At 70.4% G+C, this 15543-nt stretch carries 11 protein-coding genes, 3 tRNA genes and 1 pseudogene; 7 read left to right on the top strand and 8 right to left on the bottom strand.

Features of this window, described 5'->3' with window-relative positions; all coding sequences use genetic code 11:
• The first annotated feature begins 119 nt into the window (after nt 1-119).
• The 4 genes from purD to BFF77_RS16555 all read left to right on the top strand — a co-directional run bounded on the left by purD (nt 120) and on the right by BFF77_RS16555 (nt 6557).
• Complete coding sequence (gene purD / locus BFF77_RS16570) at nt 120-1376, top strand: phosphoribosylamine--glycine ligase (protein ID WP_066949923.1); 1257 nt, start codon at nt 120-122, stop codon at nt 1374-1376.
• A gap of 534 nt (nt 1377-1910) precedes the next feature.
• The gene (locus BFF77_RS16565; protein WP_066949920.1) at nt 1911-3776 is read left to right on the top strand and encodes a M48 family metalloprotease; all 1866 of its coding nucleotides are present in this window, start codon (nt 1911-1913) and stop codon (nt 3774-3776) included.
• Nucleotides 3777-3952: 176 nt separating this feature from the next.
• Entirely contained in the window at nt 3953-5431 is a 1479-nt protein-coding gene (locus BFF77_RS16560; RefSeq protein WP_066949917.1) for a N,N-dimethylformamidase beta subunit family domain-containing protein, read from the top strand.
• Nucleotides 5432-5654: 223 nt separating this feature from the next.
• Entirely contained in the window at nt 5655-6557 is a 903-nt protein-coding gene (locus BFF77_RS16555) for a phosphoribosylaminoimidazolesuccinocarboxamide synthase (protein WP_066949914.1), read from the top strand.
• A 168-nt stretch (nt 6558-6725) separates the two neighbouring features.
• Here the strand turns inward: BFF77_RS16555 and BFF77_RS16550 are convergent.
• The 8 genes from BFF77_RS16550 to BFF77_RS16515 form a co-directional block, all read right to left on the bottom strand.
• Nucleotides 6726-6798: transfer RNA gene (locus BFF77_RS16550), tRNA-Gly, on the bottom strand.
• Nucleotides 6799-6820: 22 nt separating this feature from the next.
• Nucleotides 6821-7516, bottom strand: coding sequence for a response regulator transcription factor (locus tag BFF77_RS16545; protein ID WP_245703555.1), 696 nt, complete (start codon nt 7514-7516; stop codon nt 6821-6823).
• A complete protein-coding gene (locus tag BFF77_RS16540; RefSeq protein ID WP_245703553.1) occupies nt 7513-8889 on the bottom strand; it encodes a sensor histidine kinase in 1377 nt (458 codons plus the stop codon). Before BFF77_RS16540 ends, BFF77_RS16545 begins: the two co-directional genes overlap by 4 nt.
• 36 nt (nt 8890-8925) lie before the next feature.
• Nucleotides 8926-9735 carry an ABC transporter permease gene (locus BFF77_RS16535; RefSeq protein WP_066949908.1) on the bottom strand — a complete coding sequence of 270 codons (810 nt, stop codon included), beginning with the start codon at nt 9733-9735 and terminating at the stop codon, nt 8926-8928.
• On the bottom strand, nt 9732-10703 hold the full coding sequence (locus BFF77_RS16530) for an ABC transporter ATP-binding protein (protein WP_066949905.1): 972 nt from the start codon (nt 10701-10703) through the stop codon (nt 9732-9734). Before BFF77_RS16530 ends, BFF77_RS16535 begins: the two co-directional genes overlap by 4 nt.
• Before the next feature lie 489 nt (nt 10704-11192).
• Nucleotides 11193-11265, bottom strand: a tRNA-Gly gene (locus BFF77_RS16525).
• Between the two features lie 68 nt (nt 11266-11333).
• A tRNA-Gly gene (locus BFF77_RS16520) sits at nt 11334-11405 on the bottom strand.
• A 130-nt stretch (nt 11406-11535) separates the two neighbouring features.
• On the bottom strand, nt 11536-11871 hold the full coding sequence (locus BFF77_RS16515; RefSeq protein WP_079125216.1) for a histone-like nucleoid-structuring protein Lsr2: 336 nt from the start codon (nt 11869-11871) through the stop codon (nt 11536-11538).
• 430 nt (nt 11872-12301) lie between these two features.
• Between BFF77_RS16515 and purS the strand changes: the two are divergent.
• The 3 genes and pseudogenes from purS to purL all read left to right on the top strand — a co-directional run.
• Nucleotides 12302-12550, top strand: a pseudogene (gene purS, locus BFF77_RS16510) (phosphoribosylformylglycinamidine synthase subunit PurS); the annotation flags it as partial.
• A 131-nt stretch (nt 12551-12681) separates the two neighbouring features.
• Nucleotides 12682-13362, top strand: coding sequence for a phosphoribosylformylglycinamidine synthase subunit PurQ (purQ, locus tag BFF77_RS16505; protein WP_066949901.1), 681 nt, complete (start codon nt 12682-12684; stop codon nt 13360-13362).
• Nucleotides 13362-15543 (top strand): phosphoribosylformylglycinamidine synthase subunit PurL (purL, locus tag BFF77_RS16500; protein ID WP_066949898.1); only part of this gene is annotated, 2182 nt, incomplete at its 3' end. The genes purQ and purL, both read left to right, overlap by 1 nt.

Raw genomic sequence — 15543 nt, 5'->3', positions numbered from 1 at the left:
GGTCCCCCCGCACCGCCCGGATCCCCGCGCCGTCCGGTCCCCAGGTCCCGTACGCCCCTCATATGTCCAGGCCAAGGCCCGGCACGGGACGGTGTCCCCGCCCGGCTAGGCTGCCTCCCGTGAAGGTCCTTGTCATCGGCGGCGGCGCCCGCGAACACGCCCTGTGCCGCTCTCTCTCCCTCGACCCCGAGGTCACCGCTCTGCACTGCGCGCCCGGCAACGCCGGTATCGCCGAAGTGGCCGAGCTGCACCCGGTGGACGCGCTGGACGGCGCGGCCGTGGCCCGTCTCGCCACCGAGCTGGAGGCCGGACTCGTCGTCGTCGGTCCCGAGGCACCGCTGGTCGCCGGGGTCGCCGACGCCGTACGGGACGCGGGTATCCCGTGCTTCGGCCCGTCGAGGGAAGCGGCCGAGCTGGAAGGCTCCAAGGCCTTCGCCAAGGACGTGATGGCCGCGGCGAACGTTCCGACGGCCCGTAGCTACGTCTGCACCACCCCGCAGCAGATCGACGAAGCGCTCGACGCGTTCGGTACGCCGTACGTCGTCAAGGACGACGGGCTCGCCGCGGGCAAGGGCGTCGTCGTGACCGCCGATCTCGCGAAGGCGCGCGAGCACGCGCTCGCCTGCGACCGGGTCGTCATCGAGGAGTTCCTGGACGGGCCCGAGGTCTCGCTCTTCGCGATCACCGACGGCGAGACGGTCCTGCCGCTCCAGCCCGCGCAGGACTTCAAGCGCGCTCTCGACAACGACGAGGGCCCCAACACGGGCGGCATGGGCGCGTACTCCCCGCTGCCATGGGCCGAGCCCAAACTGGTGGACGAGGTCCTGGAGACCGTTCTCCAGCCCACGGTCGACGAACTGCGGCGGCGCGGTACGCCCTTCGCCGGGCTGCTGTACGCGGGTCTCGCGATCACGGGCCGAGGGGTACGCGTCATCGAGTTCAACGCCCGCTTCGGCGACCCCGAGACGCAGGTGGTGCTGGCCAGGCTCAAGACTCCGCTGGCCGGTGTCCTGCTGGCGGCGGCCGAGGGAACGCTCGCGGACCTGCCCTCGCTGACCTGGCGGGACGACGCCGCGGTCACGGTGGTCGTCGCCTCGCACAACTACCCCGACACCCCGCGCACCGGCGACCCGATCGAGGGCCTCGCGGAGATCGCGGAGCAGGACGCCCCTCACGCGTACGTTCTGCACGCCGGAACCCGGCGGAACGACGACGGTACGGTCGTGAGCGCGGGTGGCCGCGTACTGTCGGTGACGGCTACGGGCAAGGATTTGACGCAGGCCCGCGAGCGGGCGTACACCGCGGTGCACCGCATCACCCTGGCGGGCTCGCAGCACCGTACGGACATCGCGAGCGAGGCCGCCGCCAGGGCCTGAGACGACGGCCGGGGGACGGCAGAGTGACGGCAGGGGCCTGAGGACGGCCGGGAACGAACCACGCCGGTCCGGTGGCGGGGACGGGCCGACGGGCCGACGCCGGCCCGGTGCCGGTGGCCTCGGGCCGTCCGGCGGGCCTCGGGCCGGCCGGCGTGGCCCCGTATCCCGCCCGCCCTGCGTATCCGTTCCGCCTGCCCGATGTACCCGCGCGCCTCCGTGCGTTCCTACGCATGTCCCCCGCGCGTCCGCCCTCCGGGCCTCCGCCGACCGGCGCAACGCGCGTCGTCACGTGCCCTGCCCGGGACCGCGCCCGGCCCGGGAACTCGGCTCGGAGCGCCGTTCGTCAGCAGCTTTGACCAGAGCCATTCCATCGAGTGACGAATGGCCCATCCGGATGACGGGTTGCCGGGGTCCAACTAGGGTGCGGCGCATGCGTACCGGCACTTGGCCCACCGACATTGCGATGTCAGTGACGGGTGCCACAGTGGGGTAGTGAGCAAAGCGGTGCAGGGGCAGAGGGGGTGAAGTCCGACCATGTCCGGTTCCAGTTCCAGCTCAAGTTCAAGCTCCGGTGCCGGCTCCGGCGCCGGCTCAGGTATCGGTGACGAGCTGGGTGCTCAGGGCGCCCGTGTCCGCGCTCTCGCCGTGCTGCGGGTCCGCAGCAGGGCGCTGGCCGTGGCGCTGCTGCCCGCGGCCGTCGCCGTCGTGCTCCTGGCCGGAGGGGCCACGGGCCATCTCCGCGGAGCGGGTTGGGACGCGGCCCGCTGGGCCGTGACGGCCTTCGCGGCGGTCGTGCTGCTGCTCGGCGCCGTCGTCGCCGCCGTGATCGCCTTCGCCAGGCCGGCCCTCAGCCCCACGGTCGCGGTCAGCGAGGCCGCCGCTCCCGATCTCTACCGGCTCGTACGCGATCTCGCCGAGCGGCTCGAAGTGCCCGCGCCCTCCGCCATAGCGCTGACGCCGGACTGCGACAGCTGGCTGGAGGACCGTACGCATCCCGCCCACGCGCCCGCGCATGCTCCGGCCCGGGCGCCCGCGCTCCCCGGCGTCGGCCGCCGACGGCGTACGCCCGCCGCCCCGGTCCTGGTGATCGGTTCGCCCTTCCTGTGGTGGATGCGGGTCGCCGAGCTGCGCGCCGTGCTCGCGCCGGTAGTCGCGGGTACGGGGCCCTCGGCGCACCCGGACATAGCCGCCGCCCGGCGTTTCGTCCGCGGGCTCGACGCGGCTGTCGCCGTGGCGTCCCGTCCGGGCCGGGGAGCGGCGAGGCGGGCGGCGTTCGGCCTGGTCGGCGGTGTCGCCAGGTTGTTGCTGCGCGGCTGCGGCGAGCATGCCGCCCAGATGGAGCGCGGTGTCGCGGCAGCCGCGTCCGAGCGTGCACAGGGTGTGGACTACGGCCTGCGGATCGTCGCCCAGGAGCAGGTGGGCCTCGCGTACGCGGGCTGGGACCGGCTGCTGACGCGGGTCGCGCTGCCCGCCTGGCGCATGGGCCGCTGGCCCTCCCGGCTGGACGCGGGCGTCGTGTCCGCCCTCACCGAGCTGTCCCGCCGCGACCGGCTGGCCGAGGGCTTCGCCTCCCGGCTGGGGGAGCGGCCCGCCTGCGACCTGCTGGAAGAGCCGGGCGCGGTCGACGAGGCGGCGTCCCTGCTTGCCGCGCGCCTCTTCCATGGCGGCCCGGCCGAGGCCGGACCCGACTGGTCCCCGGTGGACTGGCAGCAGTATCCCGAGGAGGTCGTCGACCGTAAATGGCGTACGGAAGCGGCCAGGCTCCACCGCGTCCTGGACAGTCTGGGAGTACGCCGTTCGACGGACACCGCCTCCTCCACGACGGCACCAGGTCCCACGCTGGCCCGGGTCATGGACCACCTCTCGTCCCGGGGGCCCGCCTCGTCCCGGGGGGCCGCCACCCCCGCCCCGGGCAGCACGCGCGACCACGACCACGGACAGGACCACGACCACGGGCACGATCACGGACATGACGACGACCACGGGCACGGCGGCGGACACGGCGCGGCCGGCGACGCGCTGGCGGCCGGCATCAGTGCCGAACTGGCCCGCGAGGAGGCGGCTGCCCCGCCGGTCCCCGCCGGGGCAGGGACGGGCGATTCGGTGACCCTCTGGGGCACCGACCCGCTGCCGCTCTCGCCGCTCCAGCCGCCTCGTACGGGCAGGGAGCTGCTCGCCGACCATGTGACGGCGATGGTCTGCTGCTCGGCCGTCGACACGGCCGGCGCCGCACCCGGCCTGGACTGGCTCGACGGACCGACCCTGCTGATCGACGGCGAACGCCGCACGGACCTCGGCGGGCGTGTCCTCAGCCTGGTCGAGGGCGGCGACGCGGAACCGCTCCGTTCCTGGCTGGCCTCGCTCGGCGTGCGTCCGGAGAAGCCCGTACGCCTCGTATGACTCGTACGCCTCCCCTTTATCACACCCCTCATCCGGACTGAAGCGTTCCGCTAACGTCAATTCGCGACGAACGGTGACGGGCCGCATGCGTTATGTGATGTGCTGGAGACCGGCGCTTGTAGCAAAAACGGCCGTACCACCCGATGTGGCACGGCGGACCGGAGGAGGGGCGTGCGATGGGGGCGGACCAGATCCGACGAGCGGAACAGATCCGACGGTGGGAATCGGGCGCTCTCGCCCACGCGGTCAGCGATCCGTTCGGCCAGGGCCCGCTCCCCTGGCTGCGCGGCAGTGAGAACTACTTCGACGACACCGGTCAGCTCGTGCCCTGGTACGCCGATCCGACCCTGGGCCGGGACCGCGGCGGCGGCCTCCGCACCGCCGACGACGTACGCCGTCAGATCAAGGGGTTCGCGTCCACCGGCGGAGTCGCTCCCGGCGAGGCGATCGACTTCCATGTCACCGTCGATCCGCCCCAGCAGTTCTCCGTGGACATCTACCGGATCGGGCACTACGGCGGCGACGGCGCCCGCAAGATCACCACCAGCCCGCGGCTCTCCGGCATCGTCCAGCCACCGCCGCTCGCCGCCGACCGTACGGTCTCCTGCCACCACTGGTGGCTCTCCTGGCGGCTCCAGATCCCGGAGTACTGGGAGCTCGGCGCCCATGTCGCCGTCCTGACGACCGTCGACGGCTATCGCTCGCACATCCCCTTCACGGTCCGCGACAGCCATCCCGCCGATCTGCTCCTGCTGCTTCCCGACATCACCTGGCAGGCGTACAACCTCTACCCCGAGGACGGTCACACCGGCGCCAGCCTCTACCACGCCTGGGACGAGCAGGGCCGGCTCCTCGGTGAGCAGGACGCCGCGACCACGGTCTCCTTCGACCGCCCGTACGCGGGTGCCGGACTGCCGCTCCACGTCGGTCACGCCTACGACTTCATCCGCTGGGCCGAGCGGTACGGCTACGACCTCGCCTACGCCGACACCCGTGATCTGCACGCCGGCCGGGTCGATCCCACCCGCTACCGCGGTCTGGTCTTCCCCGGCCACGACGAGTACTGGTCCGTGCCGATGCGCCGTACCGTCGAGCTGGCGCGTGAGCAGGGCACATCACTCGTCTTCCTCTCCGCCAACACCCTGTACTGGCAGGTGGAGCTGGGCCCTTCGGCCTCCGGCGTCCCCGACCGGCTGCTGACCTGCCGCAAACGCCGCGGTCCCGGCCGGCCCGCCCTCTGGCGCGAGGTGGACAGGCCGGAGCAGGAGCTCCTCGGCATCCAGTACGCGGGCCGGATCCCCGAGCCGCATCCCCTGGTCGTACGGAACGCCGAACACTGGCTCTGGGAAGCCACCGGCGCGACCGAGGGCGACGAGATCGACGGACTCGTCGCGGGCGAGGCCGATCGCTATTTCCCGCGCACCGCGCTGCCCGAGCACCAGGACCGCATCCTGCTCGCACACTCCCCGTACCGCGACAGCGAGAACACCACACGCCATCAGGAGACCTCGCTCTACCGGGCGCCCTCGGGCGCGCTGGTCTTCGCCTCGGGCACCTTCGCGTGGTCCCCGGCGCTGGACCGGCCCGGCCATGTCGATCCCCGTATCCAGCGCGCGACCGCCAACCTCCTGGACCGGATCTGCAAACGGGACTGACCGAGAACGGGACCGATCGACGACCGGGACCGACCGGGACCGACCGGGGCGCGACGAACCGCTGGGACGCGCCGGCCAGGACGCGACCGACCTCCGCGCCCGTGCGCCCGAGCCGCGCACAAGGCCTGACGCGCGGTGCGCGGTACCCCTGCGAGCTGGGACTTCCGGCATACGGGAGAATCGAGGCGATCTTCAAGATCGGACAGAACCACGGGGAGGAACCGTGTCCGGATTCGTAGAAAAGCCCGAGCCCCCACAGGTGCCGGGTCTGGTGCATCTCCACACCGGCAAGGTGCGTGATCTGTACCGGAACGAGGCGGGCGACCTCGTGATGGTCGCCAGCGACCGTATGTCCGCCTTCGACTGGGTGCTGCCCACCGAGATCCCCGACAAGGGCCGGCTGCTCACCCAGCTCTCGCTCTGGTGGTTCGAACGGCTCGCCGAACTCGTACCGAACCATGTGATCTCCGCCGACGTCCCCTCCGGCGCCCCCGCCGACTGGGCCGGGCGCACCCTGATCTGCGAGCCACTGCGGATGATCCCGGTGGAGTGCGTCGCCCGCGGCTATCTCACCGGCTCGGGACTCACGGAGTACAACGAGTCCCGTACCGTCTGCGGACTCGCGCTCCCCGAGGGTCTGGCCGACGGCTCGGAGCTGCCCGGCCCGATCTTCACTCCCGCCACGAAGGCGGCCGTCGGCGAGCACGACGAGAACGTGCCGTACGAGGAAGTGGCCCGCCAGGTCGGTGCCGAGACCGCCGCGCTGCTGCGCCGGACGACCCTCGATGTGTACGGCCTGGCCCGTGACCTGGCCCGAGTCCGCGGGATCATCCTCGCCGACACCAAGTTCGAGTTCGGCTTCGACGTCGAGGACCGGCTGGTGCTCGCGGACGAGGTGCTGACCTCCGACTCCTCGCGCTTCTGGCCGGCGGACTCCTGGGAGCCGGGACACCCGCAGCCGTCCTACGACAAGCAGTACGTACGTGACTGGCTGACCTCCCCGGCCTCCGGCTGGGACCGCGCGAGCGAGCAGCCGCCGCCTCCGCTGCCGCCCGAGGTCGTGGAGGCGACGCGGGCGCGGTACGTGGAGGTGTACGAACTCCTCACCGGCAACACCTGGCAGTAGAAGCCGGTCGCGGGCAGCGGAGGCGGTCGCGGCGACACCGGACCGGCGCGCCCGCACAAGACCGGAGCCCGCACACCAGGGCCCGCACACCAGGGCCGACGACACGAAGAAGCTCCCAGTGACACGAAGAAGCCCCCGGTCAACCTGACCGGGGGCTTCCTCTTCCTGAGCGGACGACCAGGTTCGAACTGGCGACCTCAACCTTGGCAAGGTTGCGCTCTACCAACTGAGCTACGTCCGCATGCGCCGTGGCGCGTCTGCCACTATACCCAACCTCGGCCCCGTGCGAGACGCACAGCTGTATGACGGTTTTCCGCCCCGAGTTTGGACGCGGCGGACGAGAGATAGTTCCGTACGGTTCCCTGCGACAGCGACGCACGCTCCGCGATCTCCGCGATCGGCGCACCGTCCGCCGCGAGCTCCAGCACCTCCGCCTCCCGCGCGGTCAGCGGAGAGTCCCCCGCCGAGATCGCGTCGGCCGCCAATTCCGGGTCCACGAAGCGGTTTCCCGCGTGCACGGTACGGATGATCTCGGCGAGCTGCTGTGCGCTGACGGTCTTGGGTACGAAGGCCCGGACCCCCGCGGCCAACGCCCGCTTCAGATGGCCGGGCCTGCCATGACTGGTCACGATCATCGTCCGGCAGCCGGGCAGTTCCGTACGGAGGGATGTGGCGACTTTCACACCGTCCGCACCCGGCATCTGGAGATCGAGAACGGCCACATCGGGCCGGTGCGCCCGCGCCATCGCCAGCGCCTCGGGCCCGGACGCCGCCTCGGCGACCACCAGCAGGTCGTCTTCGAGCGCGAGCAGCGCGGCGAGCGCACCCCGGATCAGATGCTCGTCGTCGGCGAGCAGAACCCGTACGGGAGGAGCGACAGGAGCAGGCACGGAACCGCTCACGGAACCGCCTACGGAACCGCCTTCGGGACCGTCCTGATCGGCGGGCAGGGACGTCATGCCGCGACCACCTCGTCGGACGCGGGGCCGGGGCCGTGGTCAGGACGGTCCGGGCCCGGCGCGGGCAGCGGCACCCGAGCCGTCAGCCGGAAGCGGCCTTGCCCTGTGTGTCTCGCCTCCAGCGTGCCGTCCAGTGCCGCGAGCCGCTCCCGCAACCCGGCGAGACCGGAGCCGCCGTTCGCACCGTTCCGTATGGGTTCGGCGGAGGTGATCGCGTCCACCGGCACCCCGTCGTTCTCCACGACGAGAACCGCTTCCCGGCCGTCGGCATCGGCCCGGCCGTTCTCCTCGCTCTCCGAGAGCCGTACGGTGCACCGCCGCGCGTCCCCATGGCGCAGCACGTTCGTCGTGGCCTCGCGCACCACCCAGCCCAGCGCCGACTGGACCTCGGCCGGAAGACCACTGCGACCGGCCACGCCCTTGCCACTGTCCTCGCCGACCAGACCGTCCGTCCCCTCGATCAGGCAGTCGATGCCCGCCGCCGTCAACACCCCTCGGGCCCCTTCGAGTTCTATGTGCAGATCCGCTTCGCGGTATCCCCGTACGACATCCCGCACCTCGCGCTGCGACTCCCGCGCTATCCGCTGCACCTCGGCCATCTGGGCCACGGCCTCCGGTCGGCCGCGCTCGGCGAGCTGAACCGCCAGCTCGCTCTTCAGCGCGATCACCGCGAGATTGCGGCCCATGACATCGTGCAGATCGCGCCCGAACCGCAGCCGTTCCTCCGCGACCGCGAGCCGCGACTGAAGTTCCCTGGCCGCGTCCAGATCCCAGACGGCCTTGAGCAGCCAGGCCGAGAAGACATAGGTGAGGACGAGGCCCGTGCCCGCGAGGGCTATCCCGACGACATTGCCGATGACGACCCCGGCCGGCAGGGACAGCACCAGTGTCATGGCCGCCGTACCGCCGACTGTGCCGAGCACGGCGTACATCATCTGGCGATGTGTGCGCAGACCCAAGGCGACCGACGCCAGCCCGAAGACCGGAAAGCCGATCAGCAACAGTGCGTTCTCGCTGTCATCGATCACATCGGTGTAGCGCAGGAGAAGGGCGACCATGGCGCCCTCCGCCGAGGCGACGGCCACGGCCAGGACCAGTCGCGCGGGCCGCTCGCGCCGCCCGAGACGCCAGTCCAGGGCCCGGGACTGGAGCAGACAGCAGAGCGCGGCCTGGCAGCAGACCATCAGGAACAGCCATCCGCCGAGCGGTCCGTGACCGGTGGTCAGCGACGGGACGCCGATCACCACCAGCTCCATCACTCCGAAGAGGTAGAACGACCAGCGGGTATAGATCTCGACCTTGACCGGCTTGCTCTTGCCGTGCCACCAGCCCGTCAGCCCGGACATCGCTCCTTCTCCATCCAGCTCCCCCATACGCACCTTCCCTGCCCCTGCCGACGCCCTCGCTGCTCAGCGCCGCGGCTCCCACCGGAACCACCGCTCGACAGCGAACACGGCCAGCGCCGTCCAGACCAGCGCGCTGAGCGCGGCCCCCATCAGGTCGTACCCCTCCGCACCGCCCAGCCACCCCGCCCTGATCAGAGTCATCACTCCGGTCATCGGCAGCAACTCGCACAGAGAGGCGATCCTCTCGGGGAGCGCCTCCAGCGGGACGAACAGCCCCGAGCCGACGATCGAGATCATGAACAACGGCATCGTCGTGAGCTGGACGCTCTCCACGGTCCGGGTGAACGCGGAGGTCACGGCCGCCAGCGCGGTCAGCAGCACCAGCCCGGCCAGCAGCCCGCCGACCAGCACCACCGGCTGCCTCGGCGCCCGTATACCGAGGAAGGCGATACCTGCCGCGATCACCACGGCGGACTGTACGAACGCCAGCGCCACGGCCGGCAGCGCCGTGCCGGCGAGTATCTCGCGGTCGGACGCCTCGATCGTACGGAGCCGCTTGAGCACCAGTTCCTCACGCCGGGCCGTGTACGCGGAGGCCAGGTTGGCATAGACGGCCATGATCAGCACCATGCCGATACCGCCGGACAGCGCGGCCTCGACGGCGTTCATCCCGGTCCTGTCCAGGTCGATCTGCCCGAGCGAGGACTTGATCGCCGCGATCATCGCCACCGGTATGAACAGGGCCGCGAACAGCGCCGTCCTGTTCCTTACGAGCAGCGTGAACTCGGCTCTCCCGAGAGCACCGAGACGCCCCGAGAACGTGGTCGTGCCCACCCCCGCCGCACCCGATGCGGCCGTACTCTCCGCGCTCATCGCACCTCCACCGTCCCCGCTGTCCCCGTCGTCTCCACCGCTTCGGCGCTGCCGCTCCGCGCCGCGATTTCCAGAAAAGCCTCTTCAAGGGAGGCGGACCGTGCGTCCAGTGCCTCCAGCTCCACGTCCGACTCCTGTGCCCACCGCAGCAGTTCGCCCAGATCCCGCTGGAGCCGGCGGGTCCGTATCTCCACGCGCCGTCCCTCCGCCGCGGCCCGCAGCGACAACGGCAGCCGCGCGGCCGGAACACCGGCCGGCAGCAGGAAACGGATCCGGGCCGGCCGCGCCGCGGTCACCTCGGCCGGGGTTCCCGTGACCTCGATCCGGCCCTGGTGCATGATCGCCAGCCGGTCGGCGAGGGTCTCGGCCTCCTCCAGATAGTGCGTGGTCAGCAGGACCGTCGTGCCGTCGTCCCGCAGGAGCCGTATCAGCTCCCAGGTGTCGTGGCGCCCTTCGGCGTCCAGCCCGGTCGTCGGCTCGTCGAGGAAGAGCACCTCGGGCCGGCCGAGCAGCGCGAGCGCCAGATCGAGGCGCCGCTTCTCGCCGCCGGAGAGCTGTTTGACCCGCACACCGGACCGCTTGCCGAGCCCCACCAGCTCCAGTGCCTCATCGGTGGGCCGCGCCCCGCTCGTACAGCCGGCACACATCCGTACCGTCTCGGCGACCGTCAGATCGGAGGGGAATCCGCCTTCTTGGAGCATCACCCCCATGCGTGGGCGCACGGCCGCGCGCCGGGAGTACGGATCACTGCCCAGCACCCGGACCGTCCCGCCGCTGGGCCGGGCGAGGCCCTCCAGCAGCTCGACGGTGGAGGTCTTGCCCGCGCCGTTCGTCCCGAGCAGTGCGAACACCTCGCCCCGCGCCACGGAGAACGAGATGCCGTTCACGGCCGTGAAGCCGCCGGCGTAGGTGCGTCGCAGCGCGTCCACATCGATCACTGGCGGCTCGATCAGTGAAGACTCATTCATGTCTTCAGGTTCCCCGGCGCCCGGAGCGCCCGGCAGTGCGTGCTGTCACCGCCACCGATGACATATGTCATGGGCCGTCAAGGACCGCCGGGGGAAAGGTAGCCATAGACCGCCACGCGCCATGGACCGCTGTTTCCGCCCGCCTTCACCCATGCCCGCCGGGACCCCATGCCCCCGGGTCCGACCGCGCACCGCCGCCCACCGCACCCGGCACCCAGCACCCAGCACCGGGGCACCGCCCCTCCCGCACCGCGCCGGACCCGGCCCGGCCGCCCGCACCAGCACCCGGTGGCCGTACGCACGCACAGAAACGCCCGGCCAATAAAACCGGCCGGGCGTCTGTATGGTCCATATATGTTGCTGCTGTGCTGAAACTGATGCGCCGATCAAGGAGTGTTGATCGCGATCGGATCAACCGACCTTGCATCAACTGACCTTGCGTCGCGAAGATCTCCAGCCTTTGTCCTTCGACCAGAACCTTCGCTTCCGAGCGGACGACGAGATTCGAACTCGCGACCCTCACCTTGGCAAGGTGATGCTCTACCAACTGAGCCACGTCCGCACCGCACCGATCGCTCGGTGCGACCACCACCCTACCCGATCCACTGAGTGGACCGAAGGGCGATGCAGAGCGGGTGACAGGAATTGCACACTGCGCCTCCCCCTTGGAAAGGGGGCGTTCTGCTACTGAACTACACCCGCACGCTCGGCGAGGTTTTGGCCTTTCGGCCTTGCCCCTCGGCGTGGTCCAAACTCTAGCCGATCAGTGGGGGTGCTGTGCAACTCGGTTCGCTGCCGCGTCGCCCGACCGGCCCCATGGGGCGCCGCCGGCTCAACTGGCTTCGCGGAACGCCTCGTAGACCCGCTTGGGGATCCGGCCGCGCGCCGGCACCTCCATTTTGTGGGACTGGGCCCAGGCGCGGACGGCCGCGGGATCGGGCGCGAGGGCGGTGTGCCGGTAGGTGGTCCGGGATTTGCCGTGCTTGCTGGCGTTTGTCTGCTTTCGGCCTGCCGCCATGAAGGGTGCCAGGGCCTTGCGTAGTTTCTTTGCATTGGCGGGATTGAGGTCGATCTCGTACGACTTCCCGTCCAGGCCGAACGTGACCGTTTCCGACGCTTCTCCGCCGTCGATGTCGTCGGAGAGCGTGACCACTACGCGCTGCGCCACGGATATCGGTCCTTTCTTGCGGTACCCGCCCGCCCCCGGCCGTCTGGGAAACACGGCTGACGTGCGGTGATACCGGCCTTCCGGCTGTTAACTGGGGACTGGCTGGTACTTCTGGGGACTTCGGGTCAATGGTGCTTTCCGCTGTATTCCTTTGTACAGCGGCAGGCGCCGCATTGTGAAGCCCAGCCAATTGCATCAGCGTGTCCCATGCAATGGGGGGCCATGGTTTTTCCCTGGATTTTCCCGGGCGTTGCCCGGTGGCCGAAATCGCCGGGTGATCCGTCGAGAGTGTATCTACCCGCGTAGATTCTCGGGACGGGTACGCTGAGGGAAGCTCGGGGGGTCTGGGGGATTCCCCGGGACCCGGGGATTCCCCGGAGAACGCAGCAGCTGAAACAGCAGCAGAACCAGTCGCACCACACCACCGGGAGTGCCAGTGGCACGCGTCGTAGTCGACGTCATGCTCAAGCCGGAGATCCTCGACCCGCAGGGACAGGCTGTGCAGCGCGCGCTGCCTCGTCTGGGCTTCGAGGGCATTGCCGACGTCCGCCAGGGAAAGCGCTTCGAGCTGGAGGTGGCGGAGCCGGTCGACGCCGCCGCCCTCGCCCGTATCCATGAGATGGCCGAGACCTTCCTCGCCAACACCGTCATCGAGGATTTCGTCGTCAAGGTCGAGGAGACCGGGACGGGCGAGGCCGGGACGGTCCAGAAGGGTGGAGCCGAGAGGACCGGAGCCGAGGAGGGCGGGGCCGCGACGGACGAGCCCCGGAACAGCACGGCCGGGAAGACCGCGAAGGTCGGGGAGCCGACGTGACCGCTCGTATCGGAGTCGTCACCTTCCCCGGCACCCTCGACGACCGGGACAGCCTGCGCGCCGTCCGCATCGCCGGAGCCGAGCCCGTCTCCCTCTGGCACCGTGACAAGGACCTCCACCAGGTCGACGCGGTCGTCCTGGCCGGCGGCTTCAGTTACGGCGACTATCTCCGGGCCGGAGCCATCTCCCGGTTCTCCCCGGTGATGGAAACGATCATCGAGCAGGCGAAGGCCGGGCTGCCGGTCCTCGGGATCTGCAACGGCTTCCAGATCCTCACCGAGTCCCATCTGCTCCCCGGCGCGATGCTGCGCAACAACCATCTCCACTTCATCTGCCGTGACCAGAAACTGCGCGTGGAGAACGCGGAGACCACCTGGACCGCCGACTATTCCGCCGGCCAGGAAATCTCCGTACCGCTCAAGAACATCGACGGCCGGTACGTCGCCGACGAGCGCACGCTCGACGAGCTGGAGGCCGAGGGCCGGGTCGCCTTCCGCTATCTGGACGGCAACCCGAACGGTTCGCTCCGTGACATCGCCGGCATCACCAACGCGGCGGGCAATGTCGTCGGCCTGATGCCGCATCCCGAGCACGCCGTGGAGCCGCTGATCGGTACGGGCCGCACGGACGGCCTGGGATTCTTCACCTCGATCCTGAAGAAGCTGGTAAGCGCCTGATGACGATCAAGACCCTCGACACCGTCAAGCACGCGAGCGGTACGCCCGAGGCGGAGCAGCCCTGGAAGGACCTCGGCCTCAAGGAGGACGAGTACGCCCGGATCCGCGAGATCCTGGGCCGCCGTCCCACCGGCGCCGAACTGGCCATGTACTCCGTGATGTGGTCCGAGCACTGCTCGTACAAGAGCAGCAAGGTGCATCTCAAGCAGTTCGGCGAGAAGGTACCGCCCAACGACGCGATGCTCGTCGGCATCGGCGAGAACGCGGGCGTCGTGGACGTCGGCCAGGGTTACGCGGTCACCTTCAAGGTCGAGTCGCACAACCACCCGTCGTACATCGAGCCCTACCAGGGCGCGGCCACCGGTGTCGGCGGCATCGTCCGCGACATCCTCGCCATGGGCGCGCGGCCGGTCGCGGTCGTGGATCCGTTGCGCTTCGGCGCGGCCGACCATCCCGACACCAAGCGGGTGCTGCCCGGGGTGGTCGCGGGCATCGGCGGTTACGGCAACTGTCTCGGTCTGCCGAACATCGGCGGCGAGGTCGTCTTCGACTCCTGCTACCAGGGCAACCCGCTGGTCAACGCCGGTTGTATCGGCGTGATGAAGCACGAGGACATCCATCTCGCGAAGGCGTCGGGTCCCGGCAACAAGGTGATCCTGTACGGCGCCCGCACCGGTGGCGACGGCATCGGCGGTGTGTCGGTCCTGGCGAGCGAGACCTTCGAGTCCACCGGCCCGGCCAAGCGGCCGGCGGTCCAGGTCGGCGACCCCTTCCAGGAGAAGCTCCTCATCGAGTGCACCTTGGAGATCTTCCGCGAGAAGCTCGTGGCAGGGATCCAGGACCTCGGCGGCGCCGGGCTCTCCTGCGCGACGAGCGAGCTGGCGTCGGCGGGCTCCGGCGGGATGCGGGTCGAGCTGGACACCGTTCCGCTGCGTGACGCGACTCTCTCGCCCGAGGAGATCCTCATGAGCGAGTCGCAGGAGCGCATGTGCGCGGTGGTCGAGCCCGCCAACGTCGACCGCTTCATGGAGATCTGCGAGAAGTGGGACGTCATCGCCACCGTCATCGGTGAGGTGACCGAGGGCGACCGGCTGGAGATCTTCTGGCACGGCGAGCAGATCGTGGATGTTCCGCCGCGCTCGGTGGCGCATGACGGTCCGGTCTACCACCGGCCGTACGCCCGCCCCGAGTGGCAGGACGCCCTCCAGGCGGACGACGCCAACAAGCTGCCGCGCCCGGCCACGTCGGCCGAGCTGAGGGAGCAGGTCCTGAAGCTGGTCGCGTCGCCCAACCAGGCGTCGAAGGCGTGGATCACCGATCAGTACGACCGTTTCGTGCAGGGCAACACCGTGCTCGCGCAGCCCGAGGACGCGGGGATGGTCCGGATCGACGAGGAGTCGAATCTGGGCGTGGCGATGGCGACGGACGGCAACGGCCGGTACACGAAGCTCGACCCGTACGCGGGCGCGCAGCTCGCGCTGGCGGAGGCGTACCGCAATGTCGCGGCCTCCGGCGCCAAGCCGCTCGCCATCTCCGACTGCCTGAACTTCGGTTCGCCCGAGGACCCGGCCGTCATGTGGCAGTTCGCCGAGGCCACGCGCGGTCTGGCGGACGGCTGCCTCCAGCTCGGCACGCCGGTCACCGGCGGCAATGTCTCGCTCTACAACCAGACCGGCGAGACGGCCATCCATCCCACACCGGTCGTCGCCGTGCTCGGTGTGATCGACGACGTCAACCGCCGTACGCCGATCGCCTTCAAGGAGGAGGGTCAGCTTCTTTACCTCCTCGGCGACACGCGCGAGGAGTTCGGCGGTTCTGCCTGGTCGCAGGTGGTGCACGACCATCTCGGCGGGCTGCCGCCGGTCGTGGACCTGGACCGGGAGAAGCTGCTCGGCGAGATTCTGATCTCGGCCTCCCGTGACGGAATGATCGACGCGGCGCACGATCTGAGCGACGGCGGTCTGATCCAGGCGGTCACCGAGTCCTGCCTGCGCGGCGGCCAGGGCGCCCGGCTGGTCGTACCGGACGGGCTCGACGCGTTCACCTTCCTCTTCAGCGAGTCGGCGGGCCGCGCGGTCGTCGCCGTACCGCGCAGCGAGGAGCTCCGCTTCACCGACATGTGCGGCGCCCGCGGGCTGCCCGTGACCCGGATCGGTGTCGTGGACGGCGAGGAGATCGAGG

The sequence above is a fragment of the Streptomyces lushanensis genome (assembly GCF_001700515.1).
GTDB lineage: Bacteria > Actinomycetota > Actinomycetes > Streptomycetales > Streptomycetaceae > Streptomyces > Streptomyces lushanensis.
This window is presented reverse-complemented; position numbering and strand designations above follow the sequence as displayed.

What these genes read in the sequence shown, in the direction of transcription:
- BFF77_RS16565 (WP_066949920.1), top strand. Translation starts at nt 1,911, where the DNA reads ATGTCCGGTTCCAGTTCCAGCTCAAGTTCAAGCTCCGGTGCCGGCTCC.
- BFF77_RS16560 (WP_066949917.1), top strand. Translation starts at nt 3,953, where the DNA reads ATGGGGGCGGACCAGATCCGACGAGCGGAACAGATCCGACGGTGGGAA.
- BFF77_RS16545 (WP_245703555.1), bottom strand. Translation starts at nt 7,516, where the DNA reads ATGACGTCCCTGCCCGCCGATCAGGACGGTCCCGAAGGCGGTTCCGTA.
- BFF77_RS16540 (WP_245703553.1), bottom strand. Translation starts at nt 8,889, where the DNA reads ATGGGGGAGCTGGATGGAGAAGGAGCGATGTCCGGGCTGACGGGCTGG.
- BFF77_RS16535 (WP_066949908.1), bottom strand. Translation starts at nt 9,735, where the DNA reads ATGAGCGCGGAGAGTACGGCCGCATCGGGTGCGGCGGGGGTGGGCACG.
- BFF77_RS16530 (WP_066949905.1), bottom strand. Translation starts at nt 10,703, where the DNA reads ATGAATGAGTCTTCACTGATCGAGCCGCCAGTGATCGATGTGGACGCG.